Raw genomic sequence first — 20,255 nt, forward strand, 5'->3', positions numbered from 1 at the left:
GCTTCGGACTCGGCGCTGCCGCCGCGGCCGCCGTCGGTGCTGCGGGAGGCGAAGCGATCGCCACCGTTGCCGCCGTCACCGCCGTCAGCCCGGGCCTCGCCGTAGGCCGTGGCGTCGCCGCCGCTGCCACCGCCGTGACCGCGCACGTCGGGTGTGCCGTTGCCGGAGATGACGCCGTAGCCGCCGTCGCCGCCGTCGCCGCCGATGGCCCGCTGATCGGAGGTTGCACCGGTGTCGGCGCTGCCGACCGTCGCGCTGCCGCCGTCGCCGCCGCCACCCGGGCCGTAGCTCTCCTCAGGCTCTTCGTCAGGCAGCGGCAACCCGATGGTCACGTAGCCGCCCACGCCGCCGTTGCCGCCGGTGGCGCTGCCGGTCAGGGACGAGGCGTCGCCGCCGTCGCCGCCGTTACCGCCCCGGCTCGGGCTCAGGTGCGAGCCGTTGCCGCCGTCGCCGCCGTTGCCGGCCGTCGCGTCGGCGTCGGTGGCGAAGTCGTCGCCGCCGTCGCCGCCGTCGCCGCCGTCGCCGACGAAGAAGCCTGCGTCGCCGCCGTTTCCGCCGTTGGTGGCCGCGGAGATCAGCTCACCGGTGTCTTCGTCGTACACCGCGGCGAGGCCGTCGCCGCCGTTTCCGCCGTTTCCGCCGAAGAAGCCGGCGTTGCCGCCGTTTCCGCCGTCGGCGCCGTTACCGCCGTTGCCCCACAGCAGGCCACCGTTGCCACCGTTGCAGGCCGCGCCGGCACAGCCTGCGACCGCGTCGGCGCCGTTGCCGATCAGCCAGCCGCCCTCGCCGATCAGGACGACGCTGTTGGCGCTGGCCGCAGCGAGAGTGGCGCTGCCGGAATCTGATCCGCAGCCGGGTGCGAACGGGCTGAGCTCACATTCGTTGCTCACCAGCTTCACCTCGGCGAAGGCCGAAGTCACCGTCGGCCCTTCCGCGGCAGCCGCTGCGGCGACCAGGGCGCCGAGCCCGACCATGGCCGCGCCGGCGACGCCAGTCGTCACGTGCTTGTGCACGGAACGCGCGGCCGCCTTGTGCCGTCCGGACTTCACGTACATACAACCCCCTTGTATCAACGGGCCTGACCACTTTGGTAGGCGCGAATTCGGGTGCCTTCGCTCAGAAGTGCAGGCTCAGTTTTGGGTTGGCCAGGGGGTGGGTCAATACCTACCTTTTGGCCGCTCGGCCCGTTCATCCTGAGCGTCTTCTTCGCGGTGATCTTGACGACGGTGTCAATACCGCAGGTCAGCGGCTTTTGGCGTTGCTGTGCGGCGGTGAAGACCGGGGTGAGAATGCCCTGAGAAGAACCTGAAAAAAAGTTCTGAACGAGACTATCCGCGGTGGCGTGTCGGCGGTCCGCGCGCGTCCGCGGGGGCGGGCGCCGCTCAGCGCCGCACGAAACCCTTGTTGCGCATCAGGAAATCGGCCAGGAACCCGTCGTGCGGGACCCGCGGAGCTCCGTAGTGGGTGGGGAGGCGGCCCGCATAGACGTTGCCGACCGTAGGCTCGTGCACCAGCCGATCCAGCAGGACCTGATCGGAGGTGATCGCATTGACGAGCAGCGAGTCGCGCAGCGGCGTGATCCCGTCCCGGCGCGACCACGGTGCGACCCACACACACGGGAACGGCAACTCGGTCCCCAGCGTCGAGCTGTCCGGGCCGGCCAGCAGATGAACCGCCGGGCGCAGCGCCGCGAAGCCGTCACCCAGGTCGGCCACCACCTGGTCGGCGCCCAGGATCGCGTTGCTGCCGAGCGCTTTTCGGGCCAGCTGGTCGGCCAGCATGCGGGCCTGGCCGGTCGGCATGGTGGGCAGCACCGCACGCGGGTCGGTGTTCGGCAGCGGGGCCAGCGCGACCAGTCGCTCGGCGATGGCCCGGGCAAGGGGTGCCGGGTCGCCCTCGTAGAGCACCGCGGTGGCGTTGACGCACGCCATGCCCGCGTGCGCGGCGATCGAGTCGACGATGACATCGAGGTGCTCGCGCCAGTCGGCCTCGGCAGTGATCAGGATCTTGGTCCGGCCGGGTCCGTTGACGAACACCGAGGGATCCTCGGCGTAACGCTCGGCGACGTCGGCGCCGCCGTAGACCAGGGCGCGGTCGGCGGCGCGCACCAGATCGTCTGCGGCGCTGTGGCCGGTGGGCAGGTAGCAGGCGTCGGTGTCGGCGAAGCCGGCACGCAGCAGTGCGCTCACCACCCGGTGGGCGGTGAGGGGTTCGCGCCGCGACGGTCGCACCGCGACGCGGTAGCCGAGCGCCAGCGCCTGCGGCCACAGGCCGTGCACGCCCGGAGCATTGCCGGGTGCGTGCACACCCAGTACCTCGCCGCGCCGCGCCCACACCGCGCCCTCGCTCTGGTCACGCCAGTCCAGCGTGGTGGCCGCCGGCAGCGCCGCGCGCACCGCGTCGAAGGCGGTGCCCAGAGATTCGGCCACCACTTCGGCGCCGGCCCCGGCCACCGTCATCGGCAGCCCGGAGACCCGGCACGTCGCCTCGACATAGCCGGTGAAGTCCAGTCCGGCCACGGTGGACGAGGTGAAGATGTCGGCGGCCCGACCGAGCGCGGCGGCACGCTCGGCGGTGGGCAGCGGTGCGGCCCGCCGCTGCGCGGCCGTCGACCGGGTGATGTAGAGCCGCGGTACCACCGACATGTCGAGCAGCGGATGTCCACGGGCGTCGGTGACCAGCTCACGGGTCCGGGTCCGGTAACGCCCGCCCGGGCCGAGCGCGTCGATCGGGATGGTGGAGGACGACATCGCTAGTAGACGCCTTCGATCACCGGTTCGCCGTCGAACACGGCCACCGGTGCGACATGGGCCAGCGAATCGCCGATCTGCCCGGCCGGCCCGGGCATCCTGATCGCGGTGTCGCGCTCCAGGTTGTTCGGGATGAACATCCCCTTGCTGAGGTGGTGCATGACCACCTGTCCGCGTTCGCCGTAGCCGACCCGCTCCCCGCAGACGGGGTCGACGACCCAGAACACGACGTAGGGGGTGCGCGGGTCGAAGATCACCGCGTCGCCGTCGACACGGGTGGCCGCCTGCGACAGGATCATCGTGCTGCCGAAGGCGATGGCGATCGCGGCGCCGGGGAAGATCGCCCGGAACAGATCCATGGTGTCGAGGTCGACGTGCGCGCCGCTGAGCAGGATGAACCGGATCCGGCGGTTGACCAGCCCGGTGAGCATCTCGTCGTTGGCGATCGCCTCCAGCAGTGGCGGAGTGGCGTGCAGGTTGGCGACGTTCTGGGTGGACAGCACGTGGCGGGCCTGCTCGAGCACATGCCCGACGTAGCCGGCGACCGCGCGGCCGGACTCCCGGTCGCCGCGTGCCGCCATCTTCTTGACCCAGCGCGGATCGAGATCGATGGTGTGGCAGGGCGACCCGAGGCGTTCGGCCACCGCCCGGTCGAAGTGGCCGACGCCGTGCGGTCCGCCCGGCACCAGGGCCAGCAGTCCGGCGCCGGTCACGAAGCCGCCGGCGCTGAAGTCCTCGACCTGCCACCGGGTGACCTGCTCGACCCAGTCGGGTAACTGTGCGGTGCGTTTGGGCGCGCCGGTGGTGCCGCCGGACTCGAACACCCGGGGGACCGGCGCCGGCTGTCCGTATCCGCGGGGGATGAGATCCTCCACCGGGACATCGCGCAGCCGGTCGACCAGGTTGGGGAACCGGGCGAGGTCGTCGTAGCCGCCGATGTCGCGGCGCGGATCGAAATCGAGGTCGCGCGCGGCCCGCAGCCAGAACGGCGAGCCGGTCTCGTCGCCGAAGTGCCAATCCAGAACCGCCCGCAGGTAGGCCGCGGGCTCGGGTGCGGTGGCGCGCGGAACGTCGAGTACCGGATCGTGCGCGGGTGACGCCATCCGGCCATCGTCACCCAGCGCCGGGGGTGGATGCTCTGATCGCCGGTGAGCGTCAGCTGACCGGTCGGTGAATTCGCCGGACGCCGCTTCCGGGCCGCCTACCAACCAGTAGGTTGACCTAGTAAACTTTGTTCGTTTACGTTCGAGGTACACCACTCGTCAAAGGAGAACGTCCATGGCTGAAGCCGTCATCGTCGAGGCTGTCCGGTCGCCCGTCGGCAAGCGCAACGGGGGCCTCTCGGGCGTGCACCCCGCCGAACTGTCCGCCCAGGTGCTCAACGGCCTGGTGGAGCGCGCCGGTGTCGACCCGGCGCTGGTCGACGACGTCATCTGGGGTTGCGTCATGCAGGCCGGGGAACAGGCCCTCGACATCGGGCGCACCGCGCTGCTGACCGCGGGCTGGCCCGAGTCGGTGCCGGGCGTCACCGTCGACCGCCAGTGCGGGTCGAGCCAGCAGTCGGTGCACTTCGCCGCCGCCGGCGTGGTGGCCGGCCACTACGACGTCGTGGTCGCCGGAGGCGTCGAGTCGATGTCGCGCACCCCGATGGGCTCCTCGCTGGCCAACGGCGGCAACCCCTACCCGGGTGCCTTCAAGGACCGCTACAGCCAGACCCCCAACCAGGGCATCGGTGCGGAGATGATCGCCCAGCAGTGGGGGCTCTCCCGCACCGACCTCGACCAGTTCTCGCTGGATTCGCACGAGAAGGCCGGCGCGGCGCAGGATTCCGGCGCGTTCGACGGACAGATCGTGGCCATCAAGGCCGTCGGAGACGGCACTGAAACAAATGTGGTCCTGAAGGACGAGGGCATCCGCCGCGGCACCACGCTGGAGAAGATGGGCCAGCTCAAACCGGCGTTCCGGGAGGACGGCGTGATCCACGCCGGCAACTCCAGCCAGATCTCCGACGGGTCTGCGGCGCTGCTGTTCATGTCGGCAGAGAAGGCCAAGGAGCTCGGGCTCAAGCCGCTGGCCAAGGTGCACACTGCGGTGCTGGCCGGCGCCGACCCGGTCATCATGCTCACCGCACCGATCCCGGCCACCCAGAAGGCGCTCAAGCGCTCCGGGCTGTCCCTCGACCAGATCGGCGCGTTCGAGGTCAACGAGGCGTTCGCGCCCGTCCCGATGGCGTGGCTGAAGGATCTGGGCGCCGACGAGAAGAAGCTCAACCCCAACGGCGGCGCGATCGCGCTGGGCCACCCGCTGGGCGGGTCGGGCGCGCGCATCATGACCACGCTGCTGCATCACATGCGCGACAACGGAATCCAGTACGGTCTGCAGACCATGTGCGAGGGCGGCGGCCAGGCCAACGCCACCATCCTGGAGCTGTTGTGACCGAGACGGACGACCGCGCTGCCCTCGACGGCTCGACTCCTCCTACGTCGTCGTCGAGCGGCGCTCTCGTCGAGCGCCGGGGCAACGTCATGGTCATCACGATCAACCGGCCCGAGGCGCGCAACGCGATCAACTCGGCGGTCAGCATCGCGGTGGGCGACGCGCTGGACGAGGCCCAGAACGACCCCGACGTGTGGGTCGTGGTCATCACCGGATCCGGGGACAAGTCCTTCTGCGCCGGAGCCGATCTCAAGGCGCTCTCGCGCGGGGAGAACATCGGTCACCCCGATCGGCCCAAGTGGGGTTTCGCCGGTTACGTGCGGCACTTCATCGACAAGCCGACCATCGCCGCGGTCAACGGCACCGCACTGGGTGGCGGCACCGAGCTGGCGCTGGCCAGTGACCTGGTGGTGGCCGGTGAGAGCGCGAAATTCGGTCTGCCCGAAGTGAAACGCGGCCTCATCGCCGCCGCGGGCGGGGTGTTCCGGTTGGTCGACCAGGTGCCCCGCAAGGTCGCCTTGCAGATGATGTACACCGGCGAGCCGATCACCGCCGCCGAGGCGTTGCGCTGGGGCCTGATCAACGAGGTGGTGCCCGACGCCGAGGCGAACGCGGTGCTCGACGCCGCGCTCGCGCTGGCCGAACGCATCACCGTCAACGCACCGCTTGCGGTGCAGGCCAGCAAGCGGGTCGCCGTCGGAGCCGACGACGGGGTGGTCGCCGGTGACGAACCCGGCTGGACCCGCACGATGCGTGAGGTCAAGACGGTGTTCGCCACCGAGGACGCCAAAGAGGGCCCGCTGGCCTTCGCGCAGAAACGTCAACCGGTCTGGAAGGCAAAGTGAGGGAACAGATATGAAGCGCACGATCTACGAGGCCGAGCACGAGGCGTTCCGGGAGACCGTCCGCGGCTACATCGACAGCGAGCTGGTGCCCAACGCCGAGAAATGGGAAGCCGAGCGCATCGTCGACCGGTCGGCCTACGTGGCCGCAGGCAAGCACGGGCTGATCGGGTTCAACATGCCCGAGGAGTACGGCGGCGGCGGTACCGACGACTTCCGGTTCAACGCCGTCATCGACGAGGAGATGGCCCGCGCCGGCGTGCCCGCCCCGGCGCTGAGCCTGCACAACGACGTCGTCGGGCCGTACTTCAAGGACCTGACCGACGACGAGCAGAAGAAGCGGTGGCTGCCCGGCATCACCAGCGGGGAAACCATCATCGCGGTCGCGATGACCGAGCCCGGCGCCGGCAGCGACCTGGCCGGCATCCGCACCTCGGCGGTGCGCGACGGTGACGACTGGATCGTCAACGGCTCCAAGACATTCATCTCGTCGGGCATCAACTGCGACCTCGTCGTGGTGGTGTGCCGTACCGACCCCGAGGCCGGCCACAAGGGCTTCACCCTGCTCGTCGTCGAGCGTGACATGGAGGGCTTCACCCGTGGCCGCAAGCTCGAGAAGATGGGCCTGCACGCCCAGGACACCTCCGAGCTGCACTTCGAGAACGTGCGGGTGCCCAACGCCAACCTGCTCGGCAAGGAGGGGCGCGGGTTCTACCACCTGATGCAGAACCTGCCCTCCGAGCGGCTGTCCATCGCGATCACGGCGATCTCCGGTGCGCGGGAAACCTGGCGGCAGACACTGCAGTACGCCAAGGACCGCAAGGCCTTCGGCCAGCCGATCGGCAGCTTCCAGCACAACCGGTTCCTGCTCGCCGAGATGGACACCGAACTCGAGGTGACCGAGGCCTACATCGACCGGTGCCTGCAGGGCGTCGTCGACGGCGAGCTGACCGCTGTGGAGGCCGCCAAGGCGAAGTGGTGGGCCACCGAGACCGCGAAGAAGGTCGTCGACCAGTGCGTGCAGCTGCACGGTGGCTACGGCTACATGATGGAGTACCGGGTCGCCCGTGACTACGTGGACGGCCGCATCCAGACGATCTTCGGTGGCACCACCGAGATCATGAAGGAGATCATCGGCCGCGACCTCGGCCTGTAACACGCCGATCGGGCGCGGAACGCGACACCAGCTGTCGCGTTCCGCGCCCGATTCGCGTCGGTCGGTCAGCCCGCCGGGGCTTCGGCGGGGGCCTCGGCCGCCGTGGTCGGTGTCGCAGCGCCCTCGGCCGGCAGCGGGGTGGCCGCGGTCGGGGTCGCCCCGTCCTCTGAGCCCTCCGCCGGGGTCGGCTCGGTCGTCGTCTCGGTGGTCTCGCCCGGTTCGTCGGCCTCGCTGGACGTGGTCGTCTCCGGGGTGATCGGGGCCGGCGCATCGGCCGGGTTGAGCACCTGGTCGACGATGTAGATCCGGGCGTTCTGCGCCGTGATGCCGCCGCAGAGCACCTTGGTGGTCTCGTTGACCGAGATGTCTCCGCCGGAGCCGGTGACCTCGACCTCGGTGCCCTCCTGGGTGGGGCGCTGGCCCTTCACGTCGTCGGGGCCCAGCAGGCCGAGGAACTCGTGGTAGTACACCAGGCTGGTCAGCAGCGCGGCATCGGTGCGCAGCACCTCGACCTGCTCGGCCGGCAGCGCGGCGAACGCTTCGTTGGTGGGTGCGAACACCACGTACGGACCGTTGTCGAGGACCGAGGTGATGTTGACCGCCGGATTCAGCCCCCCGGAGATCGCGGAATTGAACGTGCTGATCTCGGGAATGCTGGCCAGGGCTTGGCTCACCGGCAGGTTGGCCAGGCTCTTCCAGTTGGGAACCGACTCCTTGAAGGGGCCACACTCCGGACCCTGCGGATCGGGGACCTCGGCCACCGGGGTGGTGGGCTCGGCGGAAGCGGTGACAGCGAGCGGAACCGACAACGCGATCGCGGCGGCACTCGCGGCGACACCGATGGCTTTGCTGGTGCGGGACTTCACGTTCTCTCGTTCCTCCTGCTTGTCAGGTCGCCTGGCATGGTAAGGGCACGAATTGACCGCGGCCAAGTCGATGTGCCCCCGCAGCGGCCGAAAACACCCCGGCTCGACCACGCTGAACTGCGCGTTTCGTCGGCCGGTCCGGCTTGGACACACCGCTGGGCGCGCCCACGTCGGCGCACTCGTAGTGTTCATCGACAACCGGACGGCTCGGCGTTACCGGTGGCACTGCAGATGCCGGCCGCCGCGCCGGCGGGTATACCTAACCAGGGTGATCTGTCGAATTGTGGTGGGGGCAGCGGTGACGGCGGCGGCCGTCACGGCGTGCTCGGACGACGGTGCCCAATCGCCGGGCGGTGACGGCGTCGCCGGCGTGATCGACGGGGACGGACTGGTCTACGACGCTCCGGTCGCCGACCGGCCGCCCCCGCAGGCGACTCTGGACCCCCAGACCCCGGTGTCGGTGCTGTGCAAGGCGCCCCAACCGGGCGAGACGCTGGAGCTCTCCGAGGCGGTCATGTCGGTGTTCTACGAGATCAGCTATGACGGCGGGACCGGCTATGCCAGGCAGCACGACGTCAAACTCGTCGAACCCGCCGACTACAGCCTGATCCCGGAGTGCTAGCCGCCTTCCGGCCGGTCAGCCGTCCGGCAGCACCGCGGCGACCACCCGGGACAGCTCGTCGGCGGCCGCGCGGAAGCTCGCCGACCCCGAGCTCGCCTGCACCATGGCGCCCACCAGGCTGAACTCGAGCGTCTCGGCGACCTCCGGCCAGGCCCCGGAGCGCAGCACGGTCCGGACCCGTCGGCGTAACTCGGCGTGGATACGGCGGCGGATCGGCTGCACCGACGGTTCACGGGAGATCAATGCGGCCGAGCAGGCCGCGGCGAGTGCGGGCTGCTCGGCGAGCAGCATCACCAGCCCGTCGAACAACGCGGTGATCCGGGCCCGGGCCGGCTGGTCGAACTCGACGCTCAGCGGCGCCGCGCGCAGCAACCCCAGATACACCTCGGCGACGATGGCGTCCTTGGACCTGAAGTAGGCGCACAGCTCCGGGTGACCGACTCCGGCCCGCTCCGCGATCCGGGACGTGCTCAACTCCGCATAGGGAATGTCGCGGACCAAGTCGGTCGCGGCATCGAGTACCCGGCCCACGACGTCGTGGGTCGTGCGGTCGCGCTCGGTGTAGGAGCGCAGGTAGACGACGTTGCCGGCATTGTCGCCGGCCGGGGGTGCCAGGGCGCTCACCCGCCGGTCAGAGCAGTCACACAGTGGAGCCTAGGCTCGACGCTCCCGGTGTGCAGAGCCGTTCGGAGAGCTCCCACAGCTCGAGCGCACGGGATTCGTCGACTGCGTAGGGCGCCGCCTGCTTGATCTGGCAGTCGGACAGATACAGTCCGCCCGCCTCGTCGAGTTCGCCGCTGACCGCCGCCCAGACCTGGGTGGCGGCCCCGCGGTCCGGTGTCGTGAAATCGCGGGTCACGTCGAGGCGGCGGGCCTGTGGGTCCCGGCCTGTCCTGGGCACCCGGTTGAGGCTGTCGAAGTCCTCGGCGGTCATGTGCCGCGCCAGCGAGGTCGCGACGATGCCGGGATGCACGGCGAAGGCCCGCACGCCGCTGTCGCGCAACCGCCGGTCCAGTTCGACCGCGTGCAGCACGTTGGCGGTCTTGGAGGCGCCGTAGGCGGCGAATTTGTCGTAGTCGCGCTGTTCCCAGTTGGGATCCTCGAAGTCCACGTCACCCATCCGGTGCCCTTCCGAGGACAACACCACCACGCGGGCGCCGTCGGCGGACAGCAGCACCGGCAGCAGCGCCCGGGTCAGCTCGAAGTGGCCCAGATGGTTTGTGCCGAACTGTGTCTCGAAGCCGTCCACGGTCCGCCCGAACGGGGTGAACATGACCCCGGCGTTGTTCATGAGCACGTGCACGGCCGGAGTCAGATCCTGGATCGCCGCAGCGGCCGAGGTGACCGAGGCCAGCGACGTCAGGTCGAGATGCACGCTGGACAGGTGCGCTGCAGGCACCTCCTCGCGCACCCAGGTGTGGGTGTCGGCGACGTCGTTGGCGTTGCGCGCGGCCAGGATCACATGTGCCCCGGCCGCTGCCAGCGCCCGGGCCGATTCGCGGCCCAGCCCCGACGATGCGCCGGTGACCACGCAGGTCTTACCCGTCAGGTCGGCACCGTCGACCACGTCCAGAGCGGTCGGGGCCGTCGGTGTTGGAGTCATCAAGTGAGGATCGCACGTGGCGCCGACGGTTCCGGCGGGCGGCCCCGCCCATACGATGGCGGCATGCCGGAGCCCTTGATCCTGTCCGTCGCCGGACACACCCCGCAACTCGACCCGCAGAGCTGGGTGGCGCCCAACGCCACCCTCGTCGGGCAGGTGGTGCTGGCCGCCGGAGCCAGCGCCTGGTACGGCGCGATACTACGGGCCGAGGCCGAGCCCATCGAGATCGGCGCGGGCAGCAACATCCAGGACGGGGTCACCGTGCACGTCGACCCGGGTTTTCCAGCCCGGGTGGGGGCCGGGGTCACCGTCGGGCACAACGCGGTGCTGCACGGCTGCACGGTCGAGGACGACTGCCTCATCGGGATGGGCGCGGTCGTGCTCAACGGTGCGGTCATCGGAACAGGGTCCCTGGTCGCCGCGGGCGCGGTGGTGCCGCAGGGAGCGGTGATCCCGCCGGGATCGATGGTCGCCGGCGTGCCCGGCAAGTTCCGGCGCCCCCTGCTCGACAACGAGATCGACGGCATCCGCACCAACGCCACGCTGTATCAGGAGCTGGTCAAGCTGCACCGCGGGACATGAGCTGCACGCTGATGGGGAGTTCGGTCACAGCCGGGTTCTGATCTGGGGTGTTCGGGTACAGCCGTACCGTGAACGCTGTGCGCACCATGGTCACCGGCGCCACCGGTTACATCGGCTCCCGGCTGGTGACGGCGTTGCTCGCCGACGGCCACCACGTTGTCGCCACCAGCCGTCAGCCCGAACGCCTCGCTGATTTCGGCTGGTCCGATCGGGTCTCGGCGGCAGCCCTGGACGCCTACGACGAGGACTCGGCCCGGCAGGTGTTCGCCGAGGCGGGCCCGGTCGACGTCGTCTACTACCTGGTGCACGGCATCGGGCAGCCGGGCTTCCGGGAGGCCGACAACCGCGCCGCGGCCGGCGTCGCCGCGGCGGCCAAGGCGGCCGGGGTGCGCCGCATCGTCTACCTCGGCGGATTCGTGCCCGACGGGGAGTCGCTGTCCGAACACCTCATCAGCCGCGCCGAGGTGGCGGCGGCGCTGAGCGTCGACGGCGGCCCCGATGTGGTGTGGCTGGGTGCGGCCATCGTGATCGGCGCGGGATCGACGTCCTTCGAGATGCTGCGCTACGTCGCCGACCGCTTCCCGCTGCTCCCGATGCCCGAGTGGTCGGCCAACCCGATCGACCCGATCTCGGTGCGCGATGCGCTCTACTACCTGGTGGCGGCCGCCGACCCCGACGTCGTACCGGCCGGCGCCTACGACATCCGCGGCCCGGAGACCACCACCTACGGGGACCTGCTGCGCACCTACGCGCGGATCGCCGGAATCTGGCGCACCGCGGTCCCGGTGTACGGCATCGACACCGCCCTGGTGTCCAAGGTGACCGGTGTCGTGTTGCCCGTTCCCGGCGGGCTGGCCGCCGATCTCGTGGAATCCCTCGACTATCCGATGATGGCCTCCGAGGACGGCCTGCTGCGGCTCGTGCCCGAACCGCCGGGCGGGCTGATCGGGGTGGAGGAAGCCATCAGGCGCTCGGTGCTGAGCCCGGCCCGCCGCGCGGTGGACGACCTGGCCGATCCGCATCACCTGGCCGACAGCGACCCCGACTGGGCCGGCGGGGACACTCTCCGGCTGCGTCAGCTGGCCGGTGCGGTGACCCCGCCGGTGATCCATCCCGTTCTCGGACTGATCGGCGCGGTGCCGGGCCCGGTGGCCGCGGCCGTGCGCACCGGTCTGGACACCGTGCTGGGCTTCGTCCCCAAGGCGGGTATTGCGTGACCGAACAGTCGAAGCCCGGCCTGCCCGCAGAGTTGTACGGCATCGCGCGCACCAAGGCCGCCTTCTACAACGAGCCGCCCTCGGTGATCCGGCGGCGCAAGGTCGTCGTCGCGGTCTTCCTGCTGATCGGTGCCTCGCTGCTGGGCTACTCGCTGAGCCGCACCCCCGGCGACTCCACGTTCATCTGGCTGACGCTGGCGCTGGCCGGGGTCTGGGTGGCCGGTGCCTTCGCCTCCGGGCCGCTGCACCTGGGACACGTCAACTTTCGGGGCCGCAACCAGCGCCCGCTGATCACCGGAACGGCGGTGGGGCTGGCGCTGGGGGCCGCGTTCGTCGTCGGCGGCCTCATCTGCCGGCAGATCCCCCCGGTGAGCGAGTACATCACCCGGGTCCTGGAGTTCTCCAACACCGGCCCGCTGTGGCTGATCGTGTTCATCACCGTCGTCAACGGTCTGGCCGAGGAGTTGTTCTTCCGCGGCGCGCTCTACACCGCGCTGGCGAAGTTCCGTCCGGCGCTGGTGTCGACGGTGCTGTATGTGATCGCGACGGGCGCCGCCACCGGCAACCCGATGCTGGGCTTCGCCGCGATCATCCTGGGAACGGCCTGCGCGCTGGAGCGGCGCGCGACCGGGGGTGTGCTCGCCCCGATGCTCACCCACTTCTTCTGGGGGCTGATCATGGTGCTCGCCCTGCCGCCGATGTTCGGGGTGTGAGCCGCCGGTTCACGCTGCGGTGAGGACGTCGGTGGCGTGCACCGGGGTGATGGTGATGCGGCTGACCGCGGCGCCGGTCGTTTCGATCCCGATGAACGCCAGCGGATGTCCGCCGGGAGCGATGACGTCGACGAGCCGTCCGTTGACCCGCAGCGGCGTGCTGGCCCGGATGCGGTCAACGAACAGGCGGGTCTCGCGGGCCACCGCGGTCGAGCCGCGGACCATCGTGGCGGCTCCCGGCGGCAGCAGGGCCGCGTCGGCGACACGGACGCAGTCGGGCGCCATCAGCGCGACCAACGTGTCGAGGTCCCCGCCGCGGGCCGCGTCCAGGAACGCCGTGACCACGGCCCGATGCGCGGCGTGCTCGGGACGCTCGGCCGGTTCGGCGCCGGTGATGCGGGCGCGGGCCCGGCTGGCGTGTTTCTTCGCGGCCGCTGGGCTGGTGCCCAGCACGTCGGCGATCCGCTCGAACGGGACCGAGAACAGGTCGTGCAGCACGTAGGCCACCCGCTGGGGCGGGGTCAGCCGCCCGAGTAGCACCAGCAGGGCCCGGGAGACGTCCTCGCGCTGCAGGTAGTCCTCGTCGGCGGCCGCCGCGTCGGCGGGCAGCTCCGCAACCCCGCGATCGGCGCGATCACGGACTGCGCGCTGCCGAAGCTGGTCCAGGCACAGTCTGGTCAGCACCGTGGTCAACCAGGCCGCGGGACTGTCGATCTCGGTTGTGGCGGCGCCGTGCGCGCGCAACCAGGTCGTCTGCACGGCGTCTTCGGCGTCGTGGATCGAGCCCAGCATGCGGTGGGCGATCGCCAGCAGCCGCGGTCGGGCCGCCTCGAACTCGGTCGTGGAAATCACCGCGGGGTGTCACCTTTCGTGCGCGAGCACCGTCAAGACAGTTGAGTAACCGGGCAACTCCTCGAGGAGGCAACGACATGAGCATAACGACGGCACTGGCTGCAGTGGCCGCCCTCTGCGCGCTGGCCAACGGCGCGATCGCCGCGGCCGACTTCGCCAAGGCGCCCTTCGTGCTGGCCAACTCGGCCGAGGTGGGGGTCCCGCCGGGTTCGGTCCCGTACCTGGCCACCCTGAAACTGGCTGGGGCGGTGGGGATCACGGCGGGATTTCTGCTCGATCCCCGGTTGGGGCTGGCGGCGGCGGCCGGGCTTGTGCTGTTCTTCGTCGGCGCGGTCGTGGTGCATGTCCGCGCCCGGGTGCTGCACAACATGGCGTTCCCCGGCGGGTATCTGGTGCTGGCCGTGGGCGCCATGGCGTACTTTGCGCTGCGGCTCGGTTAGCGCCGCACGGTCAGCTCAGCGGGTGGGCGGCTTCGTCGCGCCACATCCGCGCGGCACCCATCGCCACCGCCGCCAGCAGCACCGGCGCGAGCCCGGCGGCCAGGAAGATCGTCTGCATCGAGATGACCTTCGACAGCGGGCCGACGACGGCGAACGACACCGGCATGAACGCCAGGGACACGAAGAAGTCCAGGCTCGACACCCGGCCCAGCATGGCCGCGGGAACCCGGCGCATCAGCAGCGTGCCCCAGATGACCATGCCGGCGCCGTCGGTGAGGCCGACGACGAACGTGGCCGCCGCCATCACCGGAAACGACGAGGTGAACCCGACGATCGCCAGCGGGACTGAGCCGATGCCCCACATCGCCATCATCACCGTCAGGTAGCGCCGGGGCAGCCGCCCCGAGGACACCGCCAGCGCGCCCAGTGCGCTGCCCATCCCGAAACAGGCCAGGATCAGCCCGAACGCCCGCTCGCCGTTGGCGAAGCGTTCGGACACCACGAACGGCAACAGCACCTCGATCGGGCCGAGCACCACGAGCACGAAGATGCTGGCGAACAGCAGCGTCCACAACAGCCACGGGGTGCCCAGGACGAATCGGAAACCCTCCCAGAGGTCCTGGCGCAGGTTCGGCCGAATCTGCTGTGCGGCAGCCGTCTCGAGGGGAGCCCGGGTGGCGGTGAGCAGGATGAGGCCGACGCCGAACAGCACCGCGACCGCGGCGGCACCCAGCGACGGGAACGTCGCCCCGATCAGCAGGCCGGCCACGGCTGGTCCGACGGCACGCTGGAACACCGGGCGCACCACACCCTCGACACCGTTGGCGGCCAGCAGCTGATCGGCCGGAAGGATCCGTGGCAGCAGCGCACTGTAGGCCGGGAAGAAGAACGCCGCCGCCACCCCCAGCGCGGCGCCCCCGACCGCCATGTGCCAGATCTGCAGCGCGCCAACCATTCCGAGCGCTGCGATGGCCGTGGCGACCGCGGTGTTGACGGCTTGGACGACGATGATGATGGCGCGCTGGTCGAACCGGTCGGCGGCCAATCCGCCGACCAGCACGAACGCGACCAGACCCGTTCCCAGGCAGGCCGCCACCAACGACAGCGAGGCCGGGTCGTTGTCGAGCGCGATGACCTGCAGCGCCATCACCACGGCCCACATTCCCTCGGCGAAGATCGCCAGCGTCACCGCTGCCATCAGCAGTCGGTACTGCCGGGATCTGAAGGGCGCCAGCACCCGCCAGCCGGCGGCGGGCGTCGGCTGTCCGAGGGTTTGCGGTGTGCTCACGCCCTCGATGGTGACCGACGGGCAGTGTTGCCGTCGAATGATTTTCGGCGTGGCCGGAGGCGCTCAGGCTGGGCTGAGGGCGCGCATTCCCCGGGGTGTGGCGTGGCCGCAGTCTGAACGGTCAGGCGGGGGGTGTACCCGTCAGGAGTCGGTGAACTTCGCCGCCCGCCGCTGCTGGAAGGCCCGGGTGCCCTCGCGGAAGTCGTCGGATTCCAGCAGCACCAGCTGGCCGGCCTTCTCCCGCTCCAGGGCGTTGTCCAGCTCGGTCAACGACGCCGCGTTGATCGCGTCCTTGGTCTTGCGCAGCGCCACCGCGGGGCCGGAGACCAGGGTGGTGATGACCTTGTCGACCTCGGCGTCGAGCGCCTCGGCCGGGTGCACGGCGCTGACCAGCCCCCAGTCGCAGGCCTCGGCGGCCGTGATGCGCTCGGCCAGCAGAGCCATCCGCATGGCGCGGGTGCGCCCGACGGCCGCGGCGATCAGCGCCGACGCTCCGCCGTCGGGCATCAACCCGATCTTGGTGAAGGCCAGCATGAAGAACGCCTTGTCCGAGGCCAGGACGACGTCACAGGCCAGGGCCAGCGACACGCCGACACCGGCCGCGGGCCCCTGGACCACGGCCACGGCGGGCTGGGGGAGGCCGATGATCGCACGGATGCAGCGGTTGGCGGCGTCGAGCACATCGGCCGGGGTTCCGGCGGCGCCCGGGTTGGCGTGGTCCTCTTCGCTGATGCCCGCGCCGGAGGAGAAGCCGCGGCCGGCGCCACCGATGCGCACCACCCGGACGCGTGGGTCGGTCGCGGCGAGTTCCAGCGCCTCGGCGAAGGTGGCCAGCATCGGCGCGGTCAGCGAGTTCAGGCTGTCCGGCCGGTTCAGCGTCACGGTCAGCACGCCGCCGTCGAGAGCGACGGCGAGGTCGTCGATGCCGGAATAGGTGCCGGTGAAAGCTTCGGTGGTGGTCATCGCTGTCCCCTTGTCATGGGGGCTATCCCTGCGCTGATGCCCCGCGGCCGGTCCGACTTGGTTATACAAGTAAGCTATGTCGGCGGTCAACCGAGAGACTCGGATGAAGGGCGGTTAGACATGGCTGGACCTCTGCAAGGGCTGCGCGTGGTGGAGTTGGCCGGTATCGGCCCCGGTCCACACGCAGCGATGATCCTCGGCGACCTCGGCGCCGATGTGGTGCGCATCGAGCGCCCCGGCAAGGTGGCCGGCCCGGAGGCCAAACCCGGCCGTGACTACCTGCTGCGCAACCGCCGTTCGGTGGGCGCCAACCTCAAGAGCGACGAGGACCGGCAGATGGTGTTGGGGTTGATCGCCAAGGCTGACGTGCTGGTCGAGGGCTTCCGTCCCGGCGTCACCGAGCGCCTCGGTCTCGGTCCCGACGACTGCGCCAAGGTCAACGAACGGCTGATCTATGCGCGGATGACCGGCTGGGGGCAGGACGGACCGCGGGCCGAGCAGGCCGGTCACGACATCAACTACATCTCGCTCAACGGGGCGCTGCACGCGATCGGCCGGGCCGGCGAGCGGCCGGTACCCCCGCTGAACCTGGTCGGCGACTTCGGCGGCGGATCGATGTTCCTGCTCATCGGTGTGCTCTCGGCGCTGTGGGAGCGAGAGCGCTCCGGTAAGGGGCAGGTGGTCGACGCCGCGATGGTGGACGGCTCGAGCGTGCTGTCGATGATGATGTGGTCGTTCCGCGGCATGGGCATGTGGAGCGACGAGCGCGGCGTCAACATGCTCGACACCGGGGCGCCCTACTACGACACCTACACCTGCGCCGACGGTCGCTACGTCGCGGTGGGCGCCATCGAGCCGCAGTTCTACGCCCAGATGCTCGCCGGTGTCGGCCTGGACCCCGCGGAGTTGCCCGACCAGAACGACATGAGCCGCTGGCCCGAGCTGCGGGCGAAGCTGACCGAGGCGTTCGCCGCCCACGACCGCGACCATTGGGCCAAGGTCTTTGCCGGCACCGACGCCTGTGTCACTCCGGTTCTGTCGTTCGCCGAGGTGGAATCCGAGCCGCACAACACCGAGCGCGACACCTTCTACCGCGAGAACGGGTATCTGTACCCGGCCCCGGCGCCGCGGTTCTCGCGCAGTGCCCCGGCCGCGCCGAAGCCGCCGGGTGTGCCCGGCGCCGACACCGAAGCTGTTCTGCAGGAGTGGGTTTAGCAACAACCAAGCACGAAAGGGAAAGATCTGTGGAGATCAAGGACGCCGTAGCAGTCGTCACCGGAGGTGCCTCCGGTCTGGGTCTGGCGACCACCAAGCGGCTGCTGGACCGCGGAGCGTCGGTCGTGGTGATGGACCTCAAGGGTGAGGATGCGGTCAAGGAACTGGGCGCGCGCGCGAAGTTCGTCGAGACCAACGTCACCGACCCCGAGCAGGTCAGCGCCGCGCTGGACGCGGCCGAGGAGATGGGCCCGCTGCGCATCGACGTCAACTGCGCGGGCATCGGCAACGCGATCAAGACGCTGAGCAAGGACGGGCCGTTCCCGCTGGATGGGTTCACCAAGGTCATCGAGGTCAACCTGATCGGCACCTTCAACGTGATCCGGCTGGCCGCCGAGCGGATGGCCAGGACCGAGCCGGTCAACGGCGAGCGGGGCGTCATCATCAACACCGCCTCCGTCGCGGCGTTCGAGGGGCAGATCGGCCAGGCCGCGTACTCGGCCTCCAAGGGTGGTGTGGTCGGCATGACGCTGCCCATCGCGCGCGATCTGTCCCGCGAGTTCATCCGGGTGTGCACGATCGCGCCCGGCCTGTTCAAGACCCCGCTGCTGGGCTCGCTGCCCGAGGAGGCTCAGGCCTCGCTGGGCAAGCAGGTTCCCCACCCGGCGCGGCTCGGCGACCCCGACGAGTACGGCGCGCTGGCCGTGCACATCGTCGAGAACCCGATGCTCAACGGTGAGACGATCCGCCTGGACGGCGCGATCCGGATGGCGCCACGGTAGTCGAGGAGATGACGTGACGATAACGACGAAGTTCACCGAGGCATTCGGTGTCGAGCACCCGATCGCCCAGGGTGGCATGCAGTGGGTGGGCCGGGCCGAGTTGGTGGCGGCAGTGGCGAACTCGGGTGCCCTGGGTTTCATCACCGCACTGACGCAGCCCACGCCGGCGGATCTGGCCAACGAGATCGCCAGGACGCGGGATCTCACCGACAAGCCGTTCGGGGTCAACCTGACCATCCTGCCGGCGATCAACCCGCCGCCGTACGACGAGTACCGCCAGGTCATCGTCGATACGGGCATCAAGATCGTCGAGACGGCCGGCTCCAACCCGGCGCCGCACCTGCCGATGTTCCACGACAACGGCATCAAGGTGCTGCACAAGTGCACCTCGGTGCGCCATGCGGTCAAGGCCCAGTCCCTGGGGGTCGACGGCATCAGCATCGACGGGTTCGAATGCGCCGGGCATCCCGGTGAGGACGACATCCCCGGGCTGGTGCTGATCCCGGCGGCTGCCGAGCAGATCGAGATCCCGATGATCGCCTCCGGCGGCTTCGCCGACGCCCGCGGTCTGGTCGCCGCGCTGGCGCTGGGCGCCGACGGCATCAACATGGGATCGCGGTTCATGTGCACCGCCGAATCGCCGATCCACCAGAACGTCAAGGAAGCGATCGTGGCCGGCGACGAGCGCGGCACCGAGCTGATCTTCCGCAGCCTGCACAACACCGCGCGGGTGGCGTCGAATGTGGTCTCGCGTGAGGTTGTCGAGATCCTGAAGGGTGGCGGTCAGTTCGAGGACGTCAAGGATCTGGTGGCCGGCGTGCGCGGCCGGCGGGTGTTCGACGAGGGCGACACCGATGCGGGGATCTGGACTGTCGGTACCGCGATGGGGCTGATCAACGACATCCCGACGGTGGGCGAGCTGGTGTCGCGGATGGTGACCGAAGCCGAGGACCTGATCACCGGTCGGCTGGCCGGTATGGTCGCGCCGTCAGCACAGTCGGCGGCGGTCTGAGCTCAGCGCTCAGGCAAACGCAAACATGAGGAACGCGCGCCCGTTGGGGCGCGCGTTTTCTCATACCGCGGTGGGCAGGGTGACGTCGTCGTCGAGCTGCTCCGAGGTCTCGCCCTCGACCAGGACATCGCCGTGGTAGAGCGCCTCGAAGTCAACCTTGATGACATCAGCGTTGGTGTCGTCGATCCACATGTACTGAACAGTAACCATCTCCTTTAAGGAATCTTTGAGTCACGTTTCGGAAATTGGTGGCAATTCTTACTTCGAAGTAGGGTCCGGGGTCTACCGGCGAGTAGCAATCATGCCGGCGGCGGTGTCAGGTGGATCGGATTGACGCCGTAGAGAGCCACCCAGGTCACCACCGCGGCGACCACGGCGAGCGCCAGCAGGGCCACCGCCCGCCGCGGCGGCCAGGCCGGCCGGCCCAGCAGTGCAGCGTCGGCCGACAGGGCTCCCGCGCCGGTCAGGACCAGCGCCGCCGCGCCGAAGCCGATCAGGAACGCCAGGTTGAACGGGTCGGACCAGAACACCGTGCCCGAGGCCATGACCGCCCAGGCGCACAGCATCGCGCTGAACACCGCACACCCGGACAGCGGGGTGAGCACGCCGAACAGCAGGCCGATTCCACCGAGAGTTTCGGCCGCCGTGACCATCAGCGCCGCCAGGGTCGGCAGCCGCCAGCCGGCGTCGGTCATGAACCCGACCGTGGCGGAGAAGTCGAGCGCCTTGATCAAGCCGGCCTGCAGGATGGCCGCGCCGACGCCGAGGCGCAGGATCAGCAGGCCGACGTCGCGGGCGCGGTCCCTGCCGCCGGACGCGGGGTCGCTTGCGGGTGTCGTCATGTCGGATGAGCCTATTGCCCGGCCCGCCGTGCGGGCCTGTTCGATGTCCATGCTCGGATCGACCGGCGGCGGGG

General features: G+C 70.1%; 22 protein-coding genes. 11 read left to right on the forward strand and 11 right to left on the reverse strand.

Annotation, left to right across the window (positions count from 1 at the left end):
• The 3 genes from ACXAID_RS15275 to ACXAID_RS15285 all read right to left on the reverse strand — a co-directional run.
• Window positions 1–1,055 (reverse strand): hypothetical protein (locus tag ACXAID_RS15275; RefSeq protein ID WP_475023056.1); only part of this gene is annotated, 1,055 nt, incomplete at its 3' end.
• 327 nt (window positions 1,056–1,382) lie between these two features.
• Window positions 1,383–2,750, reverse strand: coding sequence for an aldehyde dehydrogenase family protein (locus ACXAID_RS15280; protein WP_475023057.1), 1,368 nt, complete (start codon window positions 2,748–2,750; stop codon window positions 1,383–1,385).
• 2 nt (window positions 2,751–2,752) lie between these two features.
• Window positions 2,753–3,853, reverse strand: a complete 1,101-nt coding sequence (locus ACXAID_RS15285; RefSeq protein ID WP_475023058.1) for a phenazine antibiotic biosynthesis protein — start codon at window positions 3,851–3,853, stop codon at window positions 2,753–2,755.
• 175 nt (window positions 3,854–4,028) lie between these two features.
• Here ACXAID_RS15285 and ACXAID_RS15290 point away from each other — a divergent pair, with 175 nt between their 5' ends.
• The 3 genes from ACXAID_RS15290 to ACXAID_RS15300 are packed head-to-tail and all read left to right on the forward strand — an operon-like array spanning window position 4,029 to window position 7,184.
• The gene (locus ACXAID_RS15290) at window positions 4,029–5,186 is read left to right on the forward strand and encodes a thiolase family protein (RefSeq protein ID WP_475023059.1); all 1,158 of its coding nucleotides are present in this window, start codon (window positions 4,029–4,031) and stop codon (window positions 5,184–5,186) included.
• On the forward strand, window positions 5,183–6,031 hold the full coding sequence (locus ACXAID_RS15295; RefSeq protein ID WP_475023060.1) for a crotonase/enoyl-CoA hydratase family protein: 849 nt from the start codon (window positions 5,183–5,185) through the stop codon (window positions 6,029–6,031). The genes ACXAID_RS15290 and ACXAID_RS15295 overlap by 4 nt, the downstream gene beginning before the upstream one ends.
• 10 nt (window positions 6,032–6,041) lie before the next feature.
• Complete coding sequence (locus ACXAID_RS15300; protein WP_475023061.1) at window positions 6,042–7,184, forward strand: acyl-CoA dehydrogenase family protein; 1,143 nt, start codon at window positions 6,042–6,044, stop codon at window positions 7,182–7,184.
• A 65-nt stretch (window positions 7,185–7,249) separates the two neighbouring features.
• Here the strand turns inward: ACXAID_RS15300 and ACXAID_RS15305 are convergent, their stop codons facing one another.
• The gene (locus ACXAID_RS15305; protein ID WP_475023062.1) at window positions 7,250–8,050 is read right to left on the reverse strand and encodes a fasciclin domain-containing protein; all 801 of its coding nucleotides are present in this window, start codon (window positions 8,048–8,050) and stop codon (window positions 7,250–7,252) included.
• A 268-nt stretch (window positions 8,051–8,318) separates the two neighbouring features.
• Here ACXAID_RS15305 and ACXAID_RS15310 point away from each other — a divergent pair, with 268 nt between their 5' ends.
• Complete coding sequence (locus ACXAID_RS15310; protein ID WP_475023063.1) at window positions 8,319–8,672, forward strand: hypothetical protein; 354 nt, start codon at window positions 8,319–8,321, stop codon at window positions 8,670–8,672.
• A 15-nt stretch (window positions 8,673–8,687) separates the two neighbouring features.
• Here ACXAID_RS15310 and ACXAID_RS15315 read toward each other — a convergent pair whose 3' ends face one another.
• Window positions 8,688–9,296 (reverse strand): TetR/AcrR family transcriptional regulator, encoded by a 609-nt coding sequence (locus tag ACXAID_RS15315; protein WP_475023064.1) that lies wholly within the window; start codon window positions 9,294–9,296, stop codon window positions 8,688–8,690.
• A 16-nt stretch (window positions 9,297–9,312) separates the two neighbouring features.
• Entirely contained in the window at window positions 9,313–10,275 is a 963-nt protein-coding gene (locus ACXAID_RS15320; protein WP_475023065.1) for an SDR family NAD(P)-dependent oxidoreductase, read from the reverse strand.
• 63 nt (window positions 10,276–10,338) lie between these two features.
• On the opposite strand from ACXAID_RS15320, the gene ACXAID_RS15325 reads away from it, so the two are divergent.
• The 3 genes from ACXAID_RS15325 to ACXAID_RS15335 all read left to right on the forward strand — a co-directional run bounded on the left by ACXAID_RS15325 (window position 10,339) and on the right by ACXAID_RS15335 (window position 12,787).
• Complete coding sequence (locus ACXAID_RS15325) at window positions 10,339–10,857, forward strand: gamma carbonic anhydrase family protein (RefSeq protein ID WP_475023066.1); 519 nt, start codon at window positions 10,339–10,341, stop codon at window positions 10,855–10,857.
• Between the two features lie 68 nt (window positions 10,858–10,925).
• Window positions 10,926–12,074, forward strand: coding sequence for an NAD(P)H-binding protein (locus tag ACXAID_RS15330; protein ID WP_475023067.1), 1,149 nt, complete (start codon window positions 10,926–10,928; stop codon window positions 12,072–12,074).
• A 20-nt stretch (window positions 12,075–12,094) separates the two neighbouring features.
• Window positions 12,095–12,787, forward strand: coding sequence for a lysostaphin resistance A-like protein (locus tag ACXAID_RS15335; RefSeq protein WP_475023083.1), 693 nt, complete (start codon window positions 12,095–12,097; stop codon window positions 12,785–12,787).
• A 9-nt stretch (window positions 12,788–12,796) separates the two neighbouring features.
• On the opposite strand, the gene ACXAID_RS15340 is transcribed toward ACXAID_RS15335, so the two are convergent.
• On the reverse strand, window positions 12,797–13,639 hold the full coding sequence (locus ACXAID_RS15340) for a sigma-70 family RNA polymerase sigma factor (RefSeq protein WP_475023068.1): 843 nt from the start codon (window positions 13,637–13,639) through the stop codon (window positions 12,797–12,799).
• An 83-nt stretch (window positions 13,640–13,722) separates the two neighbouring features.
• Between ACXAID_RS15340 and ACXAID_RS15345 the strand changes: the two genes are divergently transcribed.
• Window positions 13,723–14,079: a DoxX family protein gene (locus ACXAID_RS15345; RefSeq protein ID WP_475023084.1), complete on the forward strand. Its 357-nt coding sequence runs from the start codon at window positions 13,723–13,725 to the stop codon at window positions 14,077–14,079.
• A gap of 10 nt (window positions 14,080–14,089) precedes the next feature.
• On the opposite strand, the gene tet(V) is transcribed toward ACXAID_RS15345, so the two are convergent.
• Both tet(V) and ACXAID_RS15355 read right to left on the reverse strand, forming a co-directional pair.
• On the reverse strand, window positions 14,090–15,367 hold the full coding sequence (tet(V), locus tag ACXAID_RS15350) for a tetracycline efflux MFS transporter Tet(V) (protein ID WP_475023069.1): 1,278 nt from the start codon (window positions 15,365–15,367) through the stop codon (window positions 14,090–14,092).
• A 141-nt stretch (window positions 15,368–15,508) separates the two neighbouring features.
• Window positions 15,509–16,330 (reverse strand): enoyl-CoA hydratase, encoded by an 822-nt coding sequence (locus ACXAID_RS15355; protein ID WP_475023070.1) that lies wholly within the window; start codon window positions 16,328–16,330, stop codon window positions 15,509–15,511.
• Between the two features lie 120 nt (window positions 16,331–16,450).
• On the opposite strand from ACXAID_RS15355, the gene ACXAID_RS15360 reads away from it, so the two are divergent.
• The 3 genes from ACXAID_RS15360 to ACXAID_RS15370 are packed head-to-tail and all read left to right on the forward strand — an operon-like array spanning window position 16,451 to window position 19,339.
• The gene (locus ACXAID_RS15360; protein WP_475023071.1) at window positions 16,451–17,545 is read left to right on the forward strand and encodes a CaiB/BaiF CoA transferase family protein; all 1,095 of its coding nucleotides are present in this window, start codon (window positions 16,451–16,453) and stop codon (window positions 17,543–17,545) included.
• A 29-nt stretch (window positions 17,546–17,574) separates the two neighbouring features.
• The gene (locus ACXAID_RS15365; RefSeq protein WP_475023072.1) at window positions 17,575–18,327 is read left to right on the forward strand and encodes a 3-hydroxyacyl-CoA dehydrogenase; all 753 of its coding nucleotides are present in this window, start codon (window positions 17,575–17,577) and stop codon (window positions 18,325–18,327) included.
• Between the two features lie 13 nt (window positions 18,328–18,340).
• A complete protein-coding gene (locus tag ACXAID_RS15370; RefSeq protein WP_475023073.1) occupies window positions 18,341–19,339 on the forward strand; it encodes an NAD(P)H-dependent flavin oxidoreductase in 999 nt (332 codons plus the stop codon).
• 60 nt (window positions 19,340–19,399) lie between these two features.
• Here ACXAID_RS15370 and ACXAID_RS15375 read toward each other — a convergent pair whose 3' ends face one another.
• Complete coding sequence (locus tag ACXAID_RS15375; protein ID WP_475023086.1) at window positions 19,400–19,549, reverse strand: hypothetical protein; 150 nt, start codon at window positions 19,547–19,549, stop codon at window positions 19,400–19,402.
• A gap of 89 nt (window positions 19,550–19,638) precedes the next feature.
• The gene (locus tag ACXAID_RS15380) at window positions 19,639–20,181 is read right to left on the reverse strand and encodes a DoxX family protein (RefSeq protein ID WP_475023074.1); all 543 of its coding nucleotides are present in this window, start codon (window positions 20,179–20,181) and stop codon (window positions 19,639–19,641) included.
• Window positions 20,182–20,255: the final 74 nt, after the last annotated feature.

Source organism: Mycobacterium sp. ABE4_509, from assembly GCF_056160785.1.

Bases quoted from the DNA above. Each gene is read 5' to 3' on its own strand.
- ACXAID_RS15280 (WP_475023057.1), bottom strand. From the start codon at position 2,750: ATGTCGTCCTCCACCATCCCGATCGACGCGCTCGGCCCGGGCGGGCGT.
- ACXAID_RS15285 (WP_475023058.1), bottom strand. From the start codon at position 3,853: ATGGCGTCACCCGCGCACGATCCGGTACTCGACGTTCCGCGCGCCACC.
- ACXAID_RS15290 (WP_475023059.1), top strand. From the start codon at position 4,029: ATGGCTGAAGCCGTCATCGTCGAGGCTGTCCGGTCGCCCGTCGGCAAG.
- ACXAID_RS15300 (WP_475023061.1), top strand. From the start codon at position 6,042: ATGAAGCGCACGATCTACGAGGCCGAGCACGAGGCGTTCCGGGAGACC.
- ACXAID_RS15320 (WP_475023065.1), bottom strand. From the start codon at position 10,275: ATGACTCCAACACCGACGGCCCCGACCGCTCTGGACGTGGTCGACGGT.
- ACXAID_RS15325 (WP_475023066.1), top strand. From the start codon at position 10,339: ATGCCGGAGCCCTTGATCCTGTCCGTCGCCGGACACACCCCGCAACTC.
- ACXAID_RS15355 (WP_475023070.1), bottom strand. From the start codon at position 16,330: ATGACCACCACCGAAGCTTTCACCGGCACCTATTCCGGCATCGACGAC.
- ACXAID_RS15360 (WP_475023071.1), top strand. From the start codon at position 16,451: ATGGCTGGACCTCTGCAAGGGCTGCGCGTGGTGGAGTTGGCCGGTATC.
- ACXAID_RS15375 (WP_475023086.1), bottom strand. From the start codon at position 19,549: ATGGTTACTGTTCAGTACATGTGGATCGACGACACCAACGCTGATGTC.
- ACXAID_RS15380 (WP_475023074.1), bottom strand. From the start codon at position 20,181: ATGACGACACCCGCAAGCGACCCCGCGTCCGGCGGCAGGGACCGCGCC.